The organism is Roseovarius sp. MBR-6, assembly GCF_040547525.1.
Classification (GTDB): Bacteria; Pseudomonadota; Alphaproteobacteria; order Rhodobacterales; family Rhodobacteraceae; genus Roseovarius.
Genome location: NZ_JBEPPW010000013.1, coordinates 46,488 through 66,993, shown reverse-complemented (window position 1 = coordinate 66,993; position 20,506 = coordinate 46,488). Strand labels below are relative to the sequence as shown.

Annotated in this window: 21 protein-coding genes and 1 pseudogene; 7 read left to right on the top strand and 15 right to left on the bottom strand. The window is 63.5% G+C overall.

Going from position 1 to position 20,506, the window contains the following annotated elements; genetic code table 11:
- The first annotated feature begins 9 nt into the window (after positions 1–9).
- The 3 genes from ABIE57_RS15000 to ABIE57_RS14990 are packed head-to-tail and all read left to right on the top strand — an operon-like array spanning position 10 to position 3,513.
- Positions 10–1,869, top strand: a complete 1,860-nt coding sequence (locus tag ABIE57_RS15000; RefSeq protein ID WP_354539844.1) for a TRAP transporter permease — start codon at positions 10–12, stop codon at positions 1,867–1,869.
- Entirely contained in the window at positions 1,866–3,209 is a 1,344-nt protein-coding gene (locus ABIE57_RS14995) for an acyclic terpene utilization AtuA family protein (protein WP_354539843.1), read from the top strand. Before ABIE57_RS15000 ends, ABIE57_RS14995 begins: the two co-directional genes overlap by 4 nt.
- A complete protein-coding gene (locus ABIE57_RS14990) occupies positions 3,196–3,513 on the top strand; it encodes an AtuA-related protein (protein ID WP_354539842.1) in 318 nt (105 codons plus the stop codon). Before ABIE57_RS14995 ends, ABIE57_RS14990 begins: the two co-directional genes overlap by 14 nt.
- A gap of 34 nt (positions 3,514–3,547) precedes the next feature.
- Here ABIE57_RS14990 and bla read toward each other — a convergent pair whose 3' ends face one another.
- A complete protein-coding gene (bla, locus tag ABIE57_RS14985; RefSeq protein WP_354539841.1) occupies positions 3,548–4,432 on the bottom strand; it encodes a class A beta-lactamase in 885 nt (294 codons plus the stop codon).
- 25 nt (positions 4,433–4,457) lie between these two features.
- Between bla and ABIE57_RS14980 the strand changes: the two genes are divergently transcribed.
- Entirely contained in the window at positions 4,458–4,712 is a 255-nt protein-coding gene (locus tag ABIE57_RS14980; RefSeq protein WP_354539840.1) for a hypothetical protein, read from the top strand.
- Position 4,713: 1 nt separating this feature from the next.
- Positions 4,714–4,905 (top strand): annotated as a pseudogene (locus tag ABIE57_RS14975) (IS6 family transposase); the annotation flags it as partial.
- Here the strand turns inward: ABIE57_RS14975 and ABIE57_RS14970 are convergent.
- The 5 genes from ABIE57_RS14970 to ABIE57_RS14950 form a co-directional block, all read right to left on the bottom strand.
- Entirely contained in the window at positions 4,903–5,649 is a 747-nt protein-coding gene (locus tag ABIE57_RS14970) for a sulfite exporter TauE/SafE family protein (RefSeq protein WP_354539839.1), read from the bottom strand. The pseudogene ABIE57_RS14975 and the gene ABIE57_RS14970 sit on opposite strands and share 3 nt — an antisense overlap.
- A 66-nt stretch (positions 5,650–5,715) precedes the next feature.
- Positions 5,716–6,687, bottom strand: coding sequence for an ABC transporter substrate-binding protein (locus tag ABIE57_RS14965; RefSeq protein ID WP_354539838.1), 972 nt, complete (start codon positions 6,685–6,687; stop codon positions 5,716–5,718).
- A 27-nt stretch (positions 6,688–6,714) separates the two neighbouring features.
- Positions 6,715–7,539 carry an ABC transporter ATP-binding protein gene (locus ABIE57_RS14960; protein WP_354539893.1) on the bottom strand — a complete coding sequence of 275 codons (825 nt, stop codon included), beginning with the start codon at positions 7,537–7,539 and terminating at the stop codon, positions 6,715–6,717.
- Positions 7,539–8,297, bottom strand: a complete 759-nt coding sequence (locus ABIE57_RS14955) for an ABC transporter permease (protein WP_354539837.1) — start codon at positions 8,295–8,297, stop codon at positions 7,539–7,541. The genes ABIE57_RS14960 and ABIE57_RS14955 overlap by 1 nt, the downstream gene beginning before the upstream one ends.
- A 15-nt stretch (positions 8,298–8,312) precedes the next feature.
- Positions 8,313–9,719 (bottom strand): amidohydrolase family protein, encoded by a 1,407-nt coding sequence (locus ABIE57_RS14950; protein WP_354539836.1) that lies wholly within the window; start codon positions 9,717–9,719, stop codon positions 8,313–8,315.
- Positions 9,720–9,840: 121 nt separating this feature from the next.
- On the opposite strand from ABIE57_RS14950, the gene ABIE57_RS14945 reads away from it, so the two are divergent.
- Positions 9,841–10,752, top strand: a complete 912-nt coding sequence (locus ABIE57_RS14945) for a LysR substrate-binding domain-containing protein (RefSeq protein ID WP_354539835.1) — start codon at positions 9,841–9,843, stop codon at positions 10,750–10,752.
- Positions 10,753–11,023: 271 nt separating this feature from the next.
- Here ABIE57_RS14945 and ABIE57_RS14940 read toward each other — a convergent pair whose 3' ends face one another.
- Genes ABIE57_RS14940 through ABIE57_RS14900 form a run of 9 tightly spaced genes read right to left on the bottom strand, consistent with a single transcriptional unit; the run spans position 11,024 to position 18,970 of the window.
- Complete coding sequence (locus ABIE57_RS14940) at positions 11,024–12,043, bottom strand: cyclase family protein (RefSeq protein WP_354539834.1); 1,020 nt, start codon at positions 12,041–12,043, stop codon at positions 11,024–11,026.
- Complete coding sequence (locus ABIE57_RS14935; RefSeq protein WP_354539833.1) at positions 12,040–13,158, bottom strand: NAD-dependent epimerase/dehydratase family protein; 1,119 nt, start codon at positions 13,156–13,158, stop codon at positions 12,040–12,042. Before ABIE57_RS14935 ends, ABIE57_RS14940 begins: the two co-directional genes overlap by 4 nt.
- Position 13,159: 1 nt before the next feature.
- Entirely contained in the window at positions 13,160–14,320 is a 1,161-nt protein-coding gene (locus ABIE57_RS14930; RefSeq protein ID WP_354539892.1) for an acyl-CoA dehydrogenase family protein, read from the bottom strand.
- A 5-nt stretch (positions 14,321–14,325) separates the two neighbouring features.
- Positions 14,326–15,201: a MaoC/PaaZ C-terminal domain-containing protein gene (locus tag ABIE57_RS14925; RefSeq protein WP_354539832.1), complete on the bottom strand. Its 876-nt coding sequence runs from the start codon at positions 15,199–15,201 to the stop codon at positions 14,326–14,328.
- Positions 15,201–16,112, bottom strand: a complete 912-nt coding sequence (locus ABIE57_RS14920; protein ID WP_354539831.1) for an SDR family oxidoreductase — start codon at positions 16,110–16,112, stop codon at positions 15,201–15,203. Before ABIE57_RS14920 ends, ABIE57_RS14925 begins: the two co-directional genes overlap by 1 nt.
- Before the next feature lie 27 nt (positions 16,113–16,139).
- Positions 16,140–17,294 (bottom strand): acetyl-CoA acetyltransferase, encoded by a 1,155-nt coding sequence (locus ABIE57_RS14915; protein ID WP_354539830.1) that lies wholly within the window; start codon positions 17,292–17,294, stop codon positions 16,140–16,142.
- The gene (locus ABIE57_RS14910; protein ID WP_354539891.1) at positions 17,291–17,626 is read right to left on the bottom strand and encodes a Zn-ribbon domain-containing OB-fold protein; all 336 of its coding nucleotides are present in this window, start codon (positions 17,624–17,626) and stop codon (positions 17,291–17,293) included. Before ABIE57_RS14910 ends, ABIE57_RS14915 begins: the two co-directional genes overlap by 4 nt.
- 57 nt (positions 17,627–17,683) lie before the next feature.
- A complete protein-coding gene (locus ABIE57_RS14905) occupies positions 17,684–18,190 on the bottom strand; it encodes a hypothetical protein (RefSeq protein WP_354539829.1) in 507 nt (168 codons plus the stop codon).
- A gap of 3 nt (positions 18,191–18,193) precedes the next feature.
- A complete protein-coding gene (locus tag ABIE57_RS14900; RefSeq protein WP_354539828.1) occupies positions 18,194–18,970 on the bottom strand; it encodes an enoyl-CoA hydratase/isomerase family protein in 777 nt (258 codons plus the stop codon).
- A gap of 370 nt (positions 18,971–19,340) precedes the next feature.
- Between ABIE57_RS14900 and ABIE57_RS14895 the strand changes: the two genes are divergently transcribed.
- Positions 19,341–20,489 (top strand): ABC transporter substrate-binding protein, encoded by a 1,149-nt coding sequence (locus tag ABIE57_RS14895; protein WP_354539827.1) that lies wholly within the window; start codon positions 19,341–19,343, stop codon positions 20,487–20,489.
- The last annotated feature ends 17 nt before the right edge of the window (positions 20,490–20,506 follow it).

Below are 20,506 nucleotides of genomic sequence, written 5' to 3'. Positions count from 1 at the left end.
CGGGCTGCCATGACAGCCCTGCGCATCCAGAAGGGGCTGGCGATCCTCGTCGGTCTCTTCGTTCTCTACACCGCCGCGACCGGCCCTTTCGAAGGGTTGATCCAGCGAGCGCTGTTTCTTGCGCTCGTCATCGCCCTGGGCTTTGCGCTTTACCCGCTGGGTGCGGGCAAACCCTGGCGGCCTGTGGGGCTGGCGGTGGACCTTGGGTTAAGTGCCGTGACCGTGGCGGCCTGCGCCTATGTGGTGGTGAACTATGACCGCATCATGACCGAGCTGCCCTGGGCCAGCGGGCTTGATATGGCGCTGACGGCAGGGCTGGTGCTGGCCGTTCTGGAACTCGGGCGGCGCACGGTCGGGCTGATCTTCCCCATCCTGGTGCTCGCGGGTCTTGGCTATGCGCTGTTCGGCAACCTTCTGCCCGGACCGCTGAGGCATCGTGGCTTCGGGGTGGATTTCGTGACCGAAACCATCTTTCTCGGCGATCTCGGGATCTGGGGCATGCTGACCGGCGTCGCGGCCACCGTGATTGCGGCATTTGTCCTCTTTGGCGCGCTGCTGCTGCACACCGGCGGCGGACAGGCCTTCATGGATCTCGCCATGCGGCTTGGTGGCCGCCAGCCGGGTGGCGCGGCCAAGATCGCAACCATCGCCAGCGGGCTTTTCGGGATGATCTCGGGCTCTGCCGTGGCCAATGTGGCGACCACCGGCAACTTTACCATCCCGATGATGATCCGACTGGGGTATCCCCGCCCCTTCGCCGCCGCAGTCGAGGCTGTGGCCTCTACCGGCGGGCAGATCGCCCCGCCGATCATGGGCGCGGCTGCCTTCGTGATGGCCGAGATCCTCGGCGTGCCCTACCTCACCATCATCATCGCCGCGATCCTGCCTGCTGTGCTCTTTTACCTTTCGGTGTTCATGACGGTGCATTTCGTCGCCCTCAGGCGCGGCCTTGCCGTGGTCCCCGAAACGGAAATGCCGGAATGGCACAGCATCCTCGCCCCGCGCCGGGTGCTGCCGATCCTTGCCGCGCTTGGTGGTCTGGGCTTTGGTATCTGGCTCGGGCGCTCTATTGCCACCTCGGCTTTCTACGGCGTCCTTGGCCTGCTTGTCGCCTTCATCAGCACCGAGACCGGGCGGCTGTCGCTGCGCCAGATGGCGGGCAAGCTGGTCAACGGGCTGGAGGACGCGGGCAAGGGGCTGGTGATCATCGGCGTGCTGCTTGCCGGGGCGCAGGTGCTGGTGTCGATGATCAATCTCACCGGAATCGGCGTAACCCTCTCGTCGTTGATCGTCTCGGCCGCGGGGGACAGCGTGGTTCTGGTGGCGTTGATCGTCGGTGTGGTCTGCCTGATCATGGGCATGGGCCTTCCGACCACCGCCGCCTATGTGCTGGTCGCCGCCGTGCTGGCACCTGCGATGACGGCTGTGGGGGTGGACCCGCTGGCGGCCCATCTCTTCGTCTTCTACTTTGCCACGATCTCGGTGATCACCCCGCCGGTTTGCGTGGCGGTCTTTGTGGCCTCGGGTATCGCCGGTTCGAACTGGCTGCCTGCCTCGGGCGAGGCCGTGAGGCTCGGCGCGGTGACCTATATCGTGCCTTTTCTGCTGTTGCTCTATCCCGGTATGCTGCTTGGCGGCGGGCCGATGGATATTCTTGAGGCAATCGCGGCCGGACTGGCGCTGGTTGTCGCGGTGCCCGCCCTTCTGGCCGGGATGTCGCTTTTCGGGCAAAGGCTCCTTGATACCACGATCTATATGGTGGTTATCGCGTTGGCGATCTACCCGCACCCGGTCACGCCCTTCGTCGCTTTGGCGCTTCTGGCTGCCGCCTACCGGGTCGGGCGAACCCAGCGGAGGGCCGTGGCATGAGCGTGATCCGGATCGGCACCGGTGCCGGCTTTCAGGGCGACAGGCTGGCACCTGCAATCGACCTCGCCGAGCGTGGCGCGCTTGACTACCTGGTGTTCGAATGTCTGGGCGAGCGCACCATTGCCCTGGCACAGAAGGCCCGCATCGGCGATCCGTCCCGCGGCTACGACCCGCTGCTGGAGCGGCGGATGCGCGCGGTGCTGTCGGCCTGTGCGCGCGGCGGCACCCGGATCGTCACCAACATGGGGGCGGCCAATCCGCTTGCTGCGGCAAGGAAAACCGCCGAGATCGCGAAAGAGCTTGGCCTGATCGGGCTGAAGGTCGCAGCGGTGACCGGCGATGACGTGCTGGACCGGATCGGACCCTGCGTACTGGACGAGACCGGTGCCCCGGCGGCGGCCCTGGGGGCCCGTCTCGTTTCCGCCAATGCCTATATCGGCTGCGGCGGCCTCGTCGCCGCGCTGGAGGCGGGGGCCGATGTGGTGATCTGTGGGCGCGCGTCTGATCCGGCGCTCTTTCTCGCCCCGATGGTGCATGAGTTCGGCTGGGCGCGTGACGACTGGACGCGGCTTGGCCGCGGCGTGCTTGTCGGTCACCTGCTGGAATGCGCGGCCCAGATCACTGGCGGATACTTTGCCGATCCCGGCGTGAAGGACGTGCCGGACCTCGCGCATATCGGCCACCCGCTGGCCGAGGTGGATGCGACGGGCAACGCCGTCCTCACCAAGCTGCCCGGCACCGGCGGGCGAATCTCGCGCGCCACCTGCATCGAGCAACTGCTCTATGAAATCCACGACCCGGCGCGCTATCTGCAACCCGACGTCGTCGCCGATTTCTCGGGCGTCACATTCGACGAGACAGGCCCCGACCGCATCGCCGTTTCCGGCGGCACTGGCCACCCCGCAACCGGCCATCTGAAGGTCTCGGTCGGCTACCGCGACGGCTGGCTGGGCGAGGGGCAGATAAGCTATGCCGGGGCCAATTGCGTTGCCCGTGGCGCGCTTGCCATCGAACTGGTGCAGGCACGACTAAGCCCGCTTGGCACGGCCATCCGCGAAACGCGGAGAGAGCTGATTGGCGTCAACTCGGTCTGGGCCGAAGGCAAGGCCGTTGCCGGGGCACCCGAGGTTCGGATGCGCTTTGCCGCCCGTTGCGACAGCGTTGAGACGGCCCGCAGGGTGAGCGAGGAGGTTGAAGGGCTCTATCTCGCCGGGCCAGCCGGGGGCGGCGGGGTCAGCGCCAGCCAGCGCGAGATTCTGGCCATCGCCTCTACCCTGATACCCGCCGAGCGTGTCAAAACCGTTGTCGAGATGAAGGAGGTGCTGGATGAGACTGCATGACATCGCCCACGCCCGCACTGGTGACAAGGGCGATATTTCGAACATTTCGCTGATCGCCTATGACCCGGCACACTGGCCGCTTATCCGCGACACGATCACGCCTGACCGCGTGGCGTGTCATTTCGGCTGCTTTGCCCCGGACACGATCACCCGTTACGAGTTGCCCCAGCTCCACGCGCTGAACTTCGTCATTCGGGGTGCCCTGACCGGCGGGGTGACGCGCTCTCTCGCGCTCGATGCGCATGGGAAATGCCTCGCCTCAGTCTTGCTGGAGATGGAGATCACGCCGCAGGTCAGGTCATGATGCACAGGCCCGAAAGGGCGCGCCCCGTCGGCCCTCAGCGGTTCGTGACAACATCCATGACGGCCTGCGACAATTCGATCACCGCGCCATTGCGCGTTGCAAAATCCGCATCGGCGTCTGACAGGAAAACCGTGATGAAGTAAGCGGCCTGATCCGGCGGCGTCACCATGGCGATCACGTTGCGGTTGAAGTTCCCGCTGCCCGACCGGTCGGCGATCAGCCAGTCTGCCGGTGTGCTGGCCCGGATCAAGGGGCCGGTGACGCCGCCATGGCTCATCCAGTCGGTCAGCTGCGCACGCGACCGCGCCGAGAGGGCATCACCGGTCAGCATCGTTTCCAGCGTCGCCGCCATCGCTTCGGGCGTTGTCGTGTCGCGGGGATCGCCGGGGGCAAATGTATTCAACTCAGGCTCGCGCCGGTCCAGGCGGCTGATCGGGTCACCGATTTCGCGCATAAAGGCCGTCACGGCCTCGGGGCCGCCGATGCGGTCGATCAAAAGGTTGGTCGCGGTGTTATCGCTCATGTCGAGCGCGGCAAAACACAGATCGCCGATTGTCATCGTGTTGCCGATCATGGTGCGCGTGACCGGCGCATACTCGAGAATATCCTGCGGGTGGATTGCGATGTGTTCGTCCAGATCAAGCATGCCGTCATCCGCGAGCTTCAGGACGGCACCGCAGAGCATCGGCTTGAACGTGCTGGACATCAGAAACCGTTCATCCGCGCGGTGGCTGATCGACCAGTCAGAGCCGCTGTCACGGACCAGCAATCCGACGCGGGCATCAAGCCTTTGTTCGATATTCTCGATTGCCGCGAGCAAGCGCAGCTCTGGATCTTGGGCAATGGCGGGTGTGACATTCAAAATACCAAAGACGAGGCTGACAAGCATCAGCGAGCGTAAAGCAGGGTGACGAAACATCTGTTCATCCTTATGGCGGCGGACTGTGCCGCGTCTGTATCGGTTTGAGGAACGCCTGGTCAACGGCTTCGGCTGCGCCGATTTCCCGGATTCAGGGCCTCCGCGCCGACGGTTCGACGGACTTTGGGCGGACTCGTCCTCATGCCGTCAGCTTGCGTCGCAGCCGGAACAGATTGCCGAGGGCAAAGAACGTGAAGAGCTGGTAATGTCGCAAAGTTTCCGGTTCCGTGGTGGCCCCGAATATGTCCGCATTGTCAGTGAGTTGGTGAAAGGCGGTTGACGTGATCGAGTTCAGAGGCGTCCACTGTCCGAAGTCTGTGATCCCGCACGCAGTATTCTTCTACCTCCGCTACGCCGTGCCCTGCCGTGATCTTGAAGAAATTCTGGTCGCGCGCGGCGTCACGGTTGACCACGCCACCCTGAACCGCCGGGTGGTGAAGCTCGCGCCGCTCATCGCCGCCAGGGCGCAGTCACCACAGGCTGACCAGTAGCACGGTGACGGTTGCAGTCAGCACCGCGAGCAGCACCTTGCGGAATACCGCCTCGGACAATCTGCGTGCCAGCACCCCGCCCGATGCGACGCCGATCAGGAGCGGCGGCAGAAGGATGAGCGCTTGCGCGAGCGCGGCCGACCGGAAACCCGACAGCGCTACGTAGGACAGGGTATTGGCCCCGTAGGCGAAGATGAAGAAGGCGAGGATGGTGGCGCGCACGGCGTCCTTGCCGAACCCGCGCAGCGACATCCACGTGGCGGCGAGCGGGCCAGGCATGGCCAGCAGCCCGCCCATGATCCCGGCAAGCGCGCCGATGCACGTCACCTCGGTCGTGGCGCGCCTTGCGGGGTCAGCCCCTGTTCGGGCGCGGCGCATGTCGGCCACGAGGGTCAGCGCGACGAAGGCCACCATCGCCGCAGCGGTCAGCTTGAGCGCCGTGACTGACAGCGCGGATTGCAGCGCCAGCCCCGCCCCGATGCCCGCAGTGCCGCCGAGTACGAGGAGCCCGAGCACGCGTCGTTCCACCGCGCCGCGCAGCGTCGGCACAAGCAGGATCGCGATGAGGAAGTTGTGAACCGTGCTGATCTGGATCGCCTCGGCCCCGTTCAGCGCCACGAGGAAGATCGGCCCGGCGATCACGCCATAGCCGATCCCGGTGGCGGCCTGAAGCATCGACGCCCCGAACACCGCGAGGGCGAGACCTGTGAGGAGCGCCGGGTCCATTTCTGTCATCCGGGAAAAGGGCCCGAGCATGAAGGCTGATCCGGCCACGGGAAAGGGAAGGGCGGTTCAGTCGAGCGAGACGCGGTTAGCATCTAACCCCGAGAGAAAGCTGTCGTCGATATAGGCCCCGATCGACGCAGCAGTAGGCACGTCGCCCTTGATCGAGCCGCGTGCGTTGATCCAGACCCCCTCGTCGACCATCAGGTCGAGCAGGCCTGCGTCGAGATTGATGTGAAAGCGGTAATTCCCCGAGGCTGACGCCACGTCCTCGGGCTTGAGCGTGCCGCCCAGCACCCGCGAGACCGCCCGGTGCGACTCGGCAGGATCGGAGAGCACCACGCCTTCGGCCTCGAGCAGCGCGGAGAGCGCGGCGGAGACGGCGTCGGGTTTGTCGTCGATGATCGTCTGCGTTGCCACGAGGATGAAGCGGGTGTTGTAGCTGGAGATCGGGATTTCGCGGTAGCGATCACCCAGCGTCGTTCGTGCGCCGCCGTAGAAGGAGGGGAACATCGCCCCGGCGAGTATGTCGCCGCGCGCCAGTGCCGGCACGATGTCGGGCGGGCCGACCGAGACGATCTCGGCCTCGATATTCGCGGCTTCGAGTTCGTTCTCGAGCCAGAAATGCACGTTGGTGCCCGCCGTCACCCCGATCCTCTGACCCTCGAGTTCGGCCACGGTGTCGATCTCGGCGGGGCCTGCGTGGATGATCCGGGTAGCGCGGTATTGCGACAGTTCGGCGACGACCTTGAACGGCTGCGCGCGCATCGCGCCGATCACTGCAGGAAACTCCGCCATTACCGCCATGTCGAGCTGTCCGCCGAGCAGCGCCTCGAAGGCGGCACGGCCGGACTGGAACGGGATCACGTTCACGTCGAGGCCGTGGCGGGCAAACAGCCCGTGATCCATCGCCACCGAAAGCTGCGGGATGTCGGGATAGGCGCCGCCGCCGAAGGTGATCCTGGTATCCTGCGCCGGGGTGGCGGTGGCGATCGCGGCGAGGCCTGCCGCGAAAATGCCTGATCTGAGGGAATGGAACATCGTGTCCTCCTGTTGGATTGAAGGGTGTCAGTGATCCTCGGCACCGGGCTGCCGCAGCAGGCCGATGACATGGTTGCGGTTATTGAGGAAACTCTCGGATACCTGGTGGGCGCGGCGCGGACGCTCATCGTCGATGTCGAGGGTCTCGATGATGCGACCCGGCCCGGCGCTCATGATATGGGCCTTGTCCGAGAGGATCAGCGCCTCGTCCACGTCATGGGTGACGAAGATCACGGTGGCCTTGTGCGCCTCCCAGACCCGGAGCAGGATCTCGTGCATGACCACCCGCGTCTGGGCGTCGAGCGCACCGAACGGCTCGTCCATCAGCAGCACCTTGGGCGAGGTCACGAAGGTCCGTGCCAGCGCCACGCGCTGGCGCATCCCACCGGACAACTGGCCGGGATAGGTGTTCTCGCGGCCTTGCAGGCCGACCTCTCGCAGCGCCTCGATGGCGCGTTCGCGGCGTTCCTTTTTCGACATCGGGAACCGCTTGAGCGCGAACATGACGTTGCCCAGAGCGGTGAACCACGGAAACAGCGCGTATTGCTGGAACACCACGCCCACGTCGGGGTTGATGCCGGTCACCGGCTCGCCATCGAGCCGGATGCTGCCGTCCGACAGTGCGACGAAGCCGCCGACGGCGTTGAGCAGGGTGGATTTGCCGCAGCCCGACGGACCGATCAGCGAGATGAACGATCCCGGTTCGATCACGAGGTCGGTGGGTGCAAGGGCCTCGATCCTCTCGCCGCCGGGCCCGGTGAAGGTGACAGAAGCGTTTTCGATGTCGATCCGGCCGACCTCGGTATTGGGCATGGTTTCGGTTTCCTCAACGATTTTCAGGGCGGCTTGCATCACGCGCTCTCCCAGTGGACCAGCCTGCGGCTGATGATGACGAAGACCGAGTCGAGCAGGGCACCGAGGATGCCAAGCTCGATCAGCCCCACGAACATGCGGTCGGTCTGGATGAATTGCCGGGCATCCTGAAGGCGAAAGCCGATACCCGAAGACGCGCCGCTCAATTCGGCCGCGACGAGGCTGAGAAAGGCCAGCGCCGCGCCGAGCCGCAGCCCGACCACGATATGCGGCGCGGCGGCGGGCACCACGACCTCGAAGAACTCACGGAACCGGTTGGCCCCGAGCGAGCGTGAGGCCCGTATATAGGTCTCGGCGACGCCCGCCGCTCCGGCATGGGTGTTGAGCCAGACGGCAAGGAACACGGTGTAGGAGATGACGAAATACTTCGACCCCTCGCCGATCCCGAACCAGACGATGGCGATGGGCACCAGCGCGATGGCCGGGATCGGACGCAGAAGTGTCAGGAACGGCTCAAGCGCCAGCGAGAAGACAAAGACCCGTGCCGTCAGAAGCCCGATCAGCACGCCGAGCGTGGAGCCGATCGCAAAGCCGATGGCCGCCCGCGTGAGCGAGATTTTCAGGTCACTGATGAGCACGCCGTCGCGGTAAAGCTCAACCGCCGCCGCCAGCACCTGCGGCGGGGCCGGGAACAGCGTCGGGTTGACCAGGCCGAAGCCCGATACCATCCACCAGACCGCCACCACGCCCGACAGCGAAATGACGAGCTGGGCGTATTTTTTAAGCTGCGCTTCCATCCCGGATACCTCCCTTCATTTATTGCGGAACTCGGTCGAACGGCCATGACAGCGGACGATAGGTGCGCTGCTGACGGCGTTGTGCGCGCGTTTCCTGTTGGCTTCGAGAAATGCCGTCGAATCCCAGCCGACGGGCTGCGAATGTTCCATGACGGTCTTGCCGTCGATGATCACCGCCTCGATCTGGTCGCGATTATAGAGCCGGACCAGTTCCCATTCGAAATCCCATGACGGGATGACCTCGGGCTGGCGGCGGTCGAGCACGAGGAAATCGGCGCGCCACCCAGGCTTGAGTTCGCCGGTCACACCCGCGAGGCCCGCCGCGTCGGCGCTGCCGCGGGTGGCGGCGTCGATCCATGTCCAGGCCGCACCACAGGAAAAATCGGCGTTCTGCATACCCTGCGACAACCGCTGCGCGGTCTCGGCGCTTTCGAGCAGCCGCAGAGCGTCCGAGCGCGTGCTGTCGGTGCCGATGCCGAAACGCACACCACGCGCGGCAAAGGCCAGTGCGGGGGCGACCCGGTCGCCCTTCCACGCGCTCGCCAGCGGATTGTAGCTGACCGCCGAGCCGGTTTCGCGCAGGATCTCGATCTCGCGATCGGTCACCAGCGTGCAATGATGATGCAGCGTGTGCGGCCCCACCGCGCCGTGCTCGGCAAAGAATTCCAGCGGTCTCATGCCGTGGGTGCAGACGCTCCAATGCACCTCGACATGGTGCTCGTTGGTGTGGATCTGGAAGAGCACGCCGGTCTCGGCGCTGTAATCCGAGAGCGCGCGCAGCATCGCACCGGGGGCGGACTGCACGGCGGGGACGCACAGCGATGGCGTGATGAGGGGATGAGCCTTGCAGGCGGCGATATGCGCCTCGGCGCGGCGCAGCGCCGCCTCGGTCGCAGTGGCTATGTCGCAGGGGCGGGGCGTCTGCACTCCGTCGAGCGGCAGCGCGGCCCCGGTGGCCGATACCAGCCTGATGCCAACATCCACCGCCGCCTGGTGCAGCGCCGCAGCCTTTTCGCCGTCTAGCACAGCAAAATTGACGATGCCGGTAAAGCCGCCGCGCAGCGCCTCGAGAAACATCCACTTGGCCGAGACATGGACCGTTTCGGCGTCGTAGCTGGTTTCCATCGGGATCCAGATGCGCCGCCATATCTGTGCCGGCTCTCCGCCCGTGATCGCCTTGCCGAAGGCTTGCCCGAGGTGGGTATGCGCGTCGATGAAGCCGGGCACCACGGCGCGGTCGGGAAGCTCGGTGATCGTGGCGGCAGGCGATTGCGCCTCGAACTCGCGGCGTGGGCCGACGAAGGAAATGGCCCCCTCGGTGACGGCGATTACCATGTCCGGCTCTGCGCCGCGTGGCGTCAGGAGGATATCGGGCGCGAGCGCGAAGCGGGTGGCCTGCGTGATGTCCGACAGTGCTGGCATTCTCGGGTCCTTGTGCGTTCTGGGCCTTGGCGACTCGCGAGGCGCGGTGGCTGCATGGAGCGTAGACAAGCCTATGAATAGAAGATAATACTAAATACTGCTATGTTCATAGACATAGGCTATGAGGTTTGCCGTGATCAATCTTCGCCAGTTGCAGTGTCTGCGTGCCATCATGCGGTGCGGAAACATGACGCAGGCGGCGGCGATGCTGGGCATTGCGCAGCCATCGGCCAGCAGCCTGATCGCCAATCTGGAACATGCGCTGGGGTTTTGCCTGTTCGAACGGGTCAAGGGGCGGCTGGTGCCGACGCCCGAGGCGCGGTTTCTGATGCCCGACGTGGACCGGACGCTGGAGAGCGTGGAACTGACCGAACACCGTGCCCGGCAGATCCGAGACAACCGGCGTGGTGATCTGACGATCGTGTCCTTTCCCGATATTGCCATCGACGTCCTGCCCGGGGCGCTGAGCGCATTCCTGAAGGACAGGCCATCGATCCGGGTGCATCTTCAGGCGCGGCGCTCGGAGATGATGACCGGCCTTCTCCAAACCCACGACTTCGATCTTGCCATGTCCACCCGGCTGGCCGAGGGGTGCGCGCTGGATGTCCGCGAATTCATGATACCCTGCGTGATCGTGTTTCCGCGCGGGCACGGACCCGCGGGCCGGACCACGCTGCAACCAGAGGATTTACTCACCGAACGGCTGGTCTGTGTGAGTTCGACCCATCCCACCTCGATCCAGCTTTCCGAGCGGTTCGAGCAACACGGCCTGTCTTATCCCGGCGCGACGGTGGAAACGCAAACCTTCGAGTCCGTGTGCGGTTTCGTGCGTCGTGGCTTTGGGGTCGGGGTGGTGGATGCGATGACGGCGCGGCGCTACAAGAGCGAGCTCGACATCTTCGACTTCGCGCCCTCTATCTGGCAAACCGTCTACATGTTGCGCCCGCTCGATCGACCCGCCTCGCGGCTTGCCCAGGAATTTTCCGAGGTTATCGCCGCGTGTATCACCGACGGCGGCGGGCGGGTCGGGTGAGGATAACTGTTCTGACGGCATCTCTAAATTGTTCGTCGGTTGTTAACGAAGTGGGCAAGACTTGGGGCAACCCAGAGGCAGGTGAACGCCAGTTCCGATACCACGTCCCGGGATAATCTCCCCGATCGGCTCGAAGCATTTGAAGCGTGGACATCCGCAGCGAGTGCCGCTTGATGTAACATCGGCATCACAATTTGCTGACTGCGCGACTTACCGTGAGACCCCCCGCCAGCATAGGCGAGCATCCTCAGATTTTGCCCGTTCACACCCGCTAAACTATCGCGATCGGGGTCACGGGCGATCCAACGGCACCCGGCAAACGCAGCGGTGGCGCGGTGAGAAAGAAAGCCGAGCGCCCGTTTTCCCGCAACCACTTGGCAAGACCCCCGAAATGCCACAATTCGCCCAAGTGGATACCGAGCTTGAAGAGACAATGATTGTGCAGGGGCAAGGCGGAGAATTTCTCGCCGTCCGGCGTGCGCGACGGATAAGCTTCCACGGCAAAGTTGTCCGCGCAGATCGCGACGATCTCGCTGTCGGTGATCCAGTTCAGCAGCCGGTCATCCCGCCCGTCCAGCACCGCGCAGGAATTGGCAAGAACGTCGCCATCCGGTTTCTTCTTCATCGACAGGATCAGGTCTGCAAATCCGGTATTGAGGCAAAGGAAGTCGCCTGACGTCACCTCGACATCCATACCGTCCATCGCTTGCATGAGCGCATCATAATCGACCAGTTTGCGCGCGCGCCCGTAGCAACGTTCCAGATCGACCATGACCCCGCGGCCCTGAACCCCGCAGGTTGCGAGATTCTCGATGCCAAGGGCCGCCGCGCCGTGGTTATCCCCGTCATCCGGCCCGACAATGTCGCTGCCGCCGCGATAACCGTTGTAGTAGACCTTCTCGGCCTCGCCATCACCGTCAGCGTCAAAGCGCATACCGACATGCGAAAGCGCATCCCATTGGGTTGAATACTGCGTGTAAAGCGTGACCGCATCATCCGAGACCACATCGCAAAAACATGATGACAGGTTGGACATGTCGAAGTTGAAATTGTGCCCGTCGCCGCGTCTCTCGTGATGAAAGACCGGCTCCTTGCGCAACGCGAAGAGCACGTTGCCGCCGGGATAGTCGAGCGGCAAGGACAGGCAGAACGAACGGCCCTCGCGAATTTCCCGTGCGCCACGCAGCCGCGCTTCGGGGGTGAGAAGGTTCATGCGACCGATCTGATCATCTGGCCCGAAATCCCCCCAGTTCGACCCCTCGGGTCGATGCTGCCAGCGTTTTTCCGTCATGGCCTTTTCTCCTTGTTCAGTGACTTGACGCGTTCAGACGGCGGCAACACCTTGCGCTCCTGCAATTGGGTGATGAGGCTTCGGAACATGTCCTCTGTGTCCACGCAGCCGCCGAATCCCGCCTGGCGCAGCTTGATGGTCGATACGATCACTGGCGCGGGCGGGCGTTTGGCACCGGTGGCAAACGTGAAATCGGCATAATGGTGCGAGCGCCCCATGAGGGCCCCCAGATCCTGGCAGGCAAGCCCTTCCGCCTGGGCAAGGCTTTGCCACGCCTTGGCGCGGGGCGGCATGGTATCGACAAGCCGCTGCGGCACCTCAGGGCCCGGCGCGGCACCGAGTGCCTCGGCGATGACAGGCCAGACATTGCGCCAAGTATAGACATCGCCATTTGTGATGTTGAAGGTCTCGTTACGCGCGGTGGCGGCGCTTGTCGCCCACAGCAATGCATCGGCGATCAGGCGGGCGTCCACGGCCTCCAACACGTAATCCGGTCCGCCGGGCCATGAAAACTGGCGGCCTTCGGCGGCTTCGAGTGCGGCGAAGGCCCCGATCACAGGGAGCACGTTCATAACGGCACCGATGGCGTCGCCGAACACCACCTGGGGCCGCCAGATGGTAAAGTCGAACCCGGCCTTGCGAGCCGCGTCGCGCAAAAGGTCTTCTTGCAACCAGTAGAAATTCGCGTGGTCGTGACGTGGCCAGCTCTCCCGCGCGGGAACGGGGAAAGGGCGAATATGCACACCGTAGGCCTTGGTGCCCTGAAACGCCGAGACATGGGTCAGATGGCCTGTAGCGGCCAGCGGCGCGACCACATTCTCCATCATGGCGCGGTTGATTTTCATCTGCGTGTCCGAGCGCCAGCCGCTGACAAGATCGGGCTCCTCATAAACAGCCGCGTAGACCAGATGCGTCACCGGAGAGAGCCCGGCCAAGGCCACCGCGCAGGCGGTCGCGTCGGTCAGGTCGATCGGCAGATGTTCATAGGGACATTCAAGTGCCGGGTCGCGCCGCGAAAGCGCGCTGACTTTCCAGCCAGCATTGGCGAAGCGCGTGACGGCGGCCCGACCTATAACGCCAGACGCCCCCGCAATCAGAACATGCGGTTGTGCCATCTCACCCCCTTTGGTTGAAGCGACGACCGATCAGCCCAGCCGCGATATTGACCTTCTGGATGTCGATCGACCCGCCCGCAATGCCCCAGCCGAAACTGTCGCGCACCCTGCGTTCCATGCCGTATTCCCTCGCGTAGCCGTAACCGCCCATCAACTGCATCGCGGTGGTGGTCACCTCGCGGGTCATTTCATTGGACATGCACTTTGCCATTGCGGCATCCTGGCTTTCGGGCAGACCGGACCCGGCCCGCGCGGCTGCGCGATGGATCATCAGGCGCGCAGCTTCCACCTTTACAGCCATTTCCGCAAGGCGCAGTTGAACAGCCTGAAAATCGACGATTGGCTTGCCGAACTGTCGGCGTTCCTGCACGTAGTGCATCACTGCCTCCAGTGCACCCGAGGCGGTGCCGAGCGCCATGGTCGCATTGCCCAGCCGTTCGAGGTTGAAAAGGCCCATGAGCTTGCCGAACCCTCCGGCTTCGACAATCAGGTGTTCGCGCGGCACCCGCACATTGTCAAAATTCATGTCCGCCGAAGGCACACCGCGAAACCCCATCAGCCGCTCTTGCGGGCCAAAGCTCAGGCCCTCGGTGTCGCGGTCGACAAAGACTGCACCAATGCCTTTTGCCCCTTTCGTCCCGTCGAATCTGCAGAATACGACGTAACCGCCGGAATGCCCCGCGCCCGAGCACCAGCGCTTGGTGCCGTTGATCACGATCTCATCGCCGACGATGCGGGCCGTCGTGCGCAGATCGGTGAGGGCGGTTCCGGCATCGGGTTCGGACATGCAGATGGCCACGAGCATTTCTCCGGCCACCGCCTTGGGGACGACCCTGCTGGCAAGGTCAGGATGGCCCAATGCCTCGACAATGCGGACCGGCCCGGCGCAGCACTCAAAAACGGGGAAGGCAACGCCGACCGAGATCTTGGCAAACTCTTCCATCACCAGGAACGCATCGAGATGCGGCAGGCCGAGACCGCCATGGTCTTCGCGGGTATTCACGCCGAGAAAACCCATCTCCGCAAAGCGTTTCAGCCAGTCATGGGTCACAGGCTCGGCGGTTTCCTCGACCTCCCTCGCGAGGTCAGGCAATTCGGCCCGGGCGAATTTGCGCGCCGCCTCCTGCAAAGCCTTTTGGTCGTCTGTCAGGTCAAAATTCATGGCGCTCACGTCTCCGTGCTATAGTCGAATTGACCGTTTTCCAGAATGATCGCTTCCCGATCCCGGACGCGAAGCTCGAAGGCGATGCGCCCCGGGCGTTCTGTCCAATAGTCGATGCTCAGGGTCTCGCCGGGAAAGATCGGGGCCGAGAAGCGCCCCGCCATGTATTTCACGCGCGTCCCGTCCGCGCCGCAATGTGTTGCCATCAGTCCCCGGCAGGCGATGCCGAACGTGGAAAGTCCGTGCAGGATGGGACGCTCGAATCCGGCCTTTTGCGCCACGTCGGGATCGGCATGGAGCGGATTTAAATCACCTGACAGGCGATAGATAAGAGCCAGTTGCGGCGGCGTCGGGATATCCAGAGAGCCGTCGGGCGCGCGCTCGGGCGGGCCGGACAATGTCTTGCTCTGCGTCGGGCTGCCGCCGAAGCCGCCCGCGCCCCGACAAAAAATGTTGTGATTGATGGTCGCGATCGGCGTGCCTGTTTCGGCATGATGGATCTGGCGTTCCGTGACGATCAGTGCCCCTTTGCCGGGGCCTTTGTCCACCAGTTCGGTGATGCGGGTCCTGGCCCGAATACGTCCTTCGACGGGTAAGGGGTTGTGCAGCCGCATCGCCTGCTCGCCATGCACAACTTTGAGGTAATTCACGCCGGTGTTTTCTTCGTCGCGCAGCCAGGTACCGTCATATCCCAGCACGTTGACCATGGCGGGCATGGCCTGCATCTGCTGCGTTTTGTCGAGAAACCGGAGTTGTCGCCTGTCGAGAGGGTCATCGCCGTAGCCCAGTCCCAACGCGTAAATTGCCGCGTCCTTCCACGTCCAGGCCTGCACGATCTCCTCGCGGTCAAGCGTCAGCAGGTAATCCGGGTTCAGGGGCATCAGATAGGATCCCACGATATGACATCGGCTGAGCGCTCGAGTGGAGTGAGGTGCGGGCCGAAAGCCGAGGCCATCTCGGCGATGCTCTCGGCAGTCCATCCTTCGCTCCTGTGAAGGCTGCGCACCGGACGCGGTTGTGAAAAGAGATAGATTTCGTTATTGCGCACCGAGAATATCTGCCCCGAAATATGCGTCGATGCATCCGAGCCGAGAAAGGCCACCAGCGGCGCGATCTTCTCGGGTGTCATGCGCTTGAGCTTAGCGACCCGGTCCCTGTCGGCATCCGTTTCGGTAGGGATCGAACTGACCATGCGTGACCATGCGAAAGGTGCGATGCAGTTGGAGCGCACGCCATAGCGCTTCATGTCCATGGCGATTGCCCGGGACAGCCCGACGATGCCCATCTTGGCAGCCATGTAATTGGCCTGCCCGAAATTTCCGATCAAACCGGCGGTCGAGGTCATGTGCACCAGTGAGCCAGTCTCCCGGTTGCGGAACACGGCTGCGGCGGCGCGGCTGAGATTGAAGCTGCCCATCAGGTGCACGTCGATGACCGCACGAAACTGGTCGGCGTCCATCTTGTGAAAAATAGCGTCCCGCAGGATACCGGCATTGTTCACCACGAGATCGAGGCCACCGAAACTGTCCATGGCTGCTTGAACCATCTTTTGAACGCCGTCCCATTCGGTGACCGACTCAGTGGATGCCACGGCCTGTCCCCCGACATCACAGATGCCTGCTGCCACCTCATCCGCTGCGTGGACGTTCTCGGACTCGCCCGTGAGCGTGACGCCGATATCGTTGACCACCACGTTGGCACCTTCCTTGGCGAGGCCCTCTGCGATGGCTTTGCCGATGCCTTGGCCGGCACCGGTGACGATAGCTGTCTTTCCTTCAAGAATACCTGACAATACTGTCTCCTTCTGTTTACAGCCCGGTCATAGCGTGGTTCCCGTTCCGAGGATCGCGGTGGCCTGGCTTGACAGGACCCCGCCATTCGCATGGGCGAGGGAGATTTCCGCCCCCTCGATCTGGCGCTCGCCGGCTGCTCCACGTAGCTGGATTACGGATTCGATCAGCGTGAAAAGCCCGTACATGCCGGGGTGATTGCAGCTTAGCCCGCCGCCGTTCGTATTGACTGCCAGATGCCCACCCGGCGCGATCGCTCCAGAGGCCACGAAAGCGCCGCCTTCGCCCTTGGGGCAGAAGCCCAGGTCTTCGAGGAACATCAAGGTGCAGATGGTAAACGCATCGTAAAGCATCACATGGTCAATATCGCCGATGTTCACGCCGGCCTCTGCCATTGCCGCCGCACCGGACCGCTTTGCCGCCGTTTCCGTAAGCGAGGGCATCGCGGCGATCTGTCGGTGACTCACGGCCACGCTGCAACCCAGCACCGGTACAAGCGGTTGTTGCAGATCACGCGCCCGCTCGGTCCGGGTCAGCACGACGGCGGCACCGCCATCGGTCACGAGACAGCAATCGGCCTTGGTCAGCGGATCACTGATCATGCGTGCCGATAGGACGTCCTGCACGGAAAGGTCAGCCTGTTCATGGGCGGCTGGATTTTTCTGCGCCCATTTCCGGGCCGCAACGGCCACGTTGGCAAGCTGTTCGCGAGTGGTGCCGTACTCGTACATGTGCCGTGCGGCGGCCAGTGCATAGCTTGAAATCGGGTAAAGCGCCTTGTAGGGGGCCTCGAAAGGTTGCGGGTCCGGCATGGGCGTGAGCTTGCCGCCGGCACTGCGCTGGTTGGAACCGTAGCACACGAGCGCCACGTCACATTGTCCGGTGGCCAGCGCCGACATGGCCGAACGCAGATGGAACAGAAAGGACGCCCCGCCCACCATCGTGCCGTCGGCATGACGCAACTGCGCGGCAATGCCGAGCCGTTCCGCCACGTTGAGCACGGGAAGCCCGCTGGTCGAATGGGCGCAATAAAGGGCATCCACATCGCCCATGCCAAGGCCCGCATCTTCAAGCGCGAGGAAGGCGGCCTCCTGCAACTGATCGAAGGCGGTCCGGCCGGGGGCGTTCCACCGTTGGGTATTGCCTATTCCGGCCACGGAAATGGCTCCGCGCAGATCGCTCATGCCAGATCCCCCGCAACATCGAACACCACAAGTGGCATCTCACCATCCGTGTTGATCCGTGCCCTGACGGGTTGACCGATACGGACATTCTCTGCTTCGACACCCTCAACCCGGCTCATCATGCGCGGCCCTTCGGCCAGTTCGATGATCGACACGTCATAGGCCGCCTCGCGGGTCCGTACCGTGGTCGTGGCATACACCGTCCCGATACCCTTAGCCGGGATCAGGACAGGGTCCGGCGCACCGCAAGTCCGGCAGGTCGTTACGGGCGGGAACTGAGCGGTATCACACGGGATGCAGTGCTGGACGGCAAAAACGCCGCGCTTCAGCATCTCGGTCCATCGGGCCTCTGGCCCAGGGCCATCGAATCTCGGGTCCGTGGTGGTCATTCAGTTTTGTTCCTGGTTGAGATGGATCAGGGCCGCGAAACTCACGGCTTCTTCGAACGGAAGCTCGGCGGCGGCCACAAGAGCCGTCTTGTGCGCTGCCACCACGTCGGCCTTTGCGCCGTGCAGGACGCCCGCCCGTTTCAGCGCCCGGAGCGGAGCGGGTTCGGCTAGAAAAGCGCGCGCGGCGACCTGTCCGAGCCGCGTTGCCGCCAAAACCGCGAGCAGCGGGACGCGGTGGGCAGCTTCCTGAGCCGACGCGTTCGAAAGTGTTACCGCGTCGGCCAGCAGGGCAAGCGCCAGGCCGCGTGGCCCGACCTCACCGGAAAGCGTGACGGTGACCGGCGAACGGGCACGCGCAAGGGTCCCTATCCAGGCCTGCGCTCCGGTCTGAAGCGCGCGCCCCACCGCACCATCCATGATGAGCGCATCTCCTGCTCTCAAAGCCTTGTCCATCGCCTTGGCGAGGTCGGCATCGTTCATGTCGTTGGAAATCATGAGAACTGTCATGGTTCAGGTTCCCGTGAAGGTGGCTTTGCGCTTGCCGAGGAATGCGTCGATACCTTCCCGCGCGTCAGAGGAGGCGAGCAGGTTGGCCATCAGTGTCACCTCGTGATCGAGGGCCGCGCCCGCTGACATGCACCAACGGGCGCGCATCGCCGACTTTACGGCGCGCACGGCCAAGGGTGCCTGGCATGACAATTGCACCGCTTCGGCGGCCACGTAGGACAAAAGAGCTTCTTTTGGTACGATCCGGTCAACCAGCCCGATGCGACGGGCGGTGTAGGCCTTGATGAAGCGCCCGCCCATAGCCGCCTCGGCCTGCGCTCCGCGCCCGGCACGTTCCGCCCAGAGTTGGGTGCCGCCTGCGCCGGGGATGATACCCAGATTGATCTCCGGCTGGCCGAAAATGGCTGTATCGGACGCGATCACGATGTCGGCGGCCAGCGCGATCTCGCACCCCCCACCGAGACAAAAGCCGGACACCGCGGCAATCACGGGCAGTCGTGTCTCACGAATTCGCTCGAACCCGAAGCGATTGGGCGAGTGCACGTAACTGGCGGCTGTTTGTCCTGACAGCATGTCGATATCAGCCCCGACCGAGAAGGTCTCGGCACCGCCGGTCAGAACGATGACCCGCGTTTCACCGTCCGAACCGGCGGCCTCCACGGCATCGGCCATGCCGGCGAGCACCGCCACGTTGAGAGCGTTGCGGACCTCGGGCCGGGTGATGGTTATGGTCGTAACTCCGGCTTCGCGGCTCGTATGAATGACACTTTCGATCGCCATCAGTCATGCTCCCTTCTCGCCGAGAAGCTGACATACCCAGTGGTATGCTGGCAAGTGAAATCGAGAGATTTTTGTCCAGATCGTGATGATGCACTGAGGTCAGATGATGCTGTGGTCGCTCAGGCATGCGAGAAGAACGCGGAGGCAACTTTGAGATTCTACCAGAATCAAGGCCGCAGATTTTACATAATAGCCTTGTAAACAAGGGTATTTTGGCGATCAAATAGGTAGTGAATGCTTCGATGTGTAATGCGTCGGGCCGTCCTGACGGGATGGGTGCGCCTCGCCCCTTCTGTTCGGGTGTGATTTTGAACGGGTTGACGCCACAACATACCAAATAGTATGCTTTCGGTGTTAGGGAGGACTAGACATGCACAAACTCATCAAGACAATTGCAGGCGTCGCACTGGGTTTCGGCCTGGTGGCAGGCACTGCGTTCGCGCAGGACGGACCTGTCAAGGTAGGGGTGATTTTCCCCTTCAGTGGCGGCGCGGGCCCGCAGGGCAATCACGTAAGCTGGGCCATCGAATCGATGGCGGCGCTGATCAACGAGAAAGGCGGCGTCCGCGGGCGTCAGATCGAACTTCTGATGCGCGATGACGAGTCGACCCCTGCCGTGGGCGTCTCACGTGCTAACGAGTTGATCGCCGAAGGCGTGGAAGTGATCATCGAGGGTTGGAACAGCCCTGTAACCCTGGCCATGCAGCCAGTGATCAACCGCGCCGACATTCTTGACCTGACCGCTATCTCAAAGGCGGATCCGATTCTGTCCGGGGAGGGAAATCCGCTCGCCGTGCGCTTCAACAGTTCCAACGCGCAGGATGGTGAGGTGGTCGCAAGATACATCGCCGACAACGGTTTCACCCGCGTCGCCTTCATGACGCAAAACGATGCCTACGGTAACGGTGCGCAAGCCTCAATTCAGGCGGCGCTTGAGGCCATGGGTCATGAATATGAAGTGGTCGCGGAAGAAAATTTCCCCTTCGATCAAGCCGATTTCCGGGTGTCGCTGTCCAACGTGAAAGCGGCAGAGCCTGACGTGACCATCGCGATCAATGCGAATGAAGGTCTCGGCATGCCGGCGTTGATCCGGCAGCATTCGAGGTCGCGCGTTCCGGGGCAGTTGATGGCGGCCGTGGGAACCGTGGCACCCAGTGTCATCGGGGTGGCCGGTGATGCCGCGAACGGGCTGATCGGGGCAGACATCTACTTTCCGGCGGTGGAGCCCTTCTCCTCCAACGCGGCAAATCAGGCTTTTGTTGCCAAAACGGAAGAGATGCATGACTACACTCCCGACAAGTTCATGGCGCTCGGCGCGGCGGCTCTCCAGGTCTGGGCAATGGCGGTCGAGGAGACCGGCAGCTTCGACAAGAAAGACGTCGCTACGCGCATTCGCGGCGGCAGTTTCGCGGGCACGATCCTCGGTGACATCACCTTCGGCGAGAACGGGCAACTCAACTCGAACCACTACCTCTTCGACGTGGTCGACGGCGAGATCGTCGTCCGCACCGACGGCTGAACAGCGGGGCGATCGCC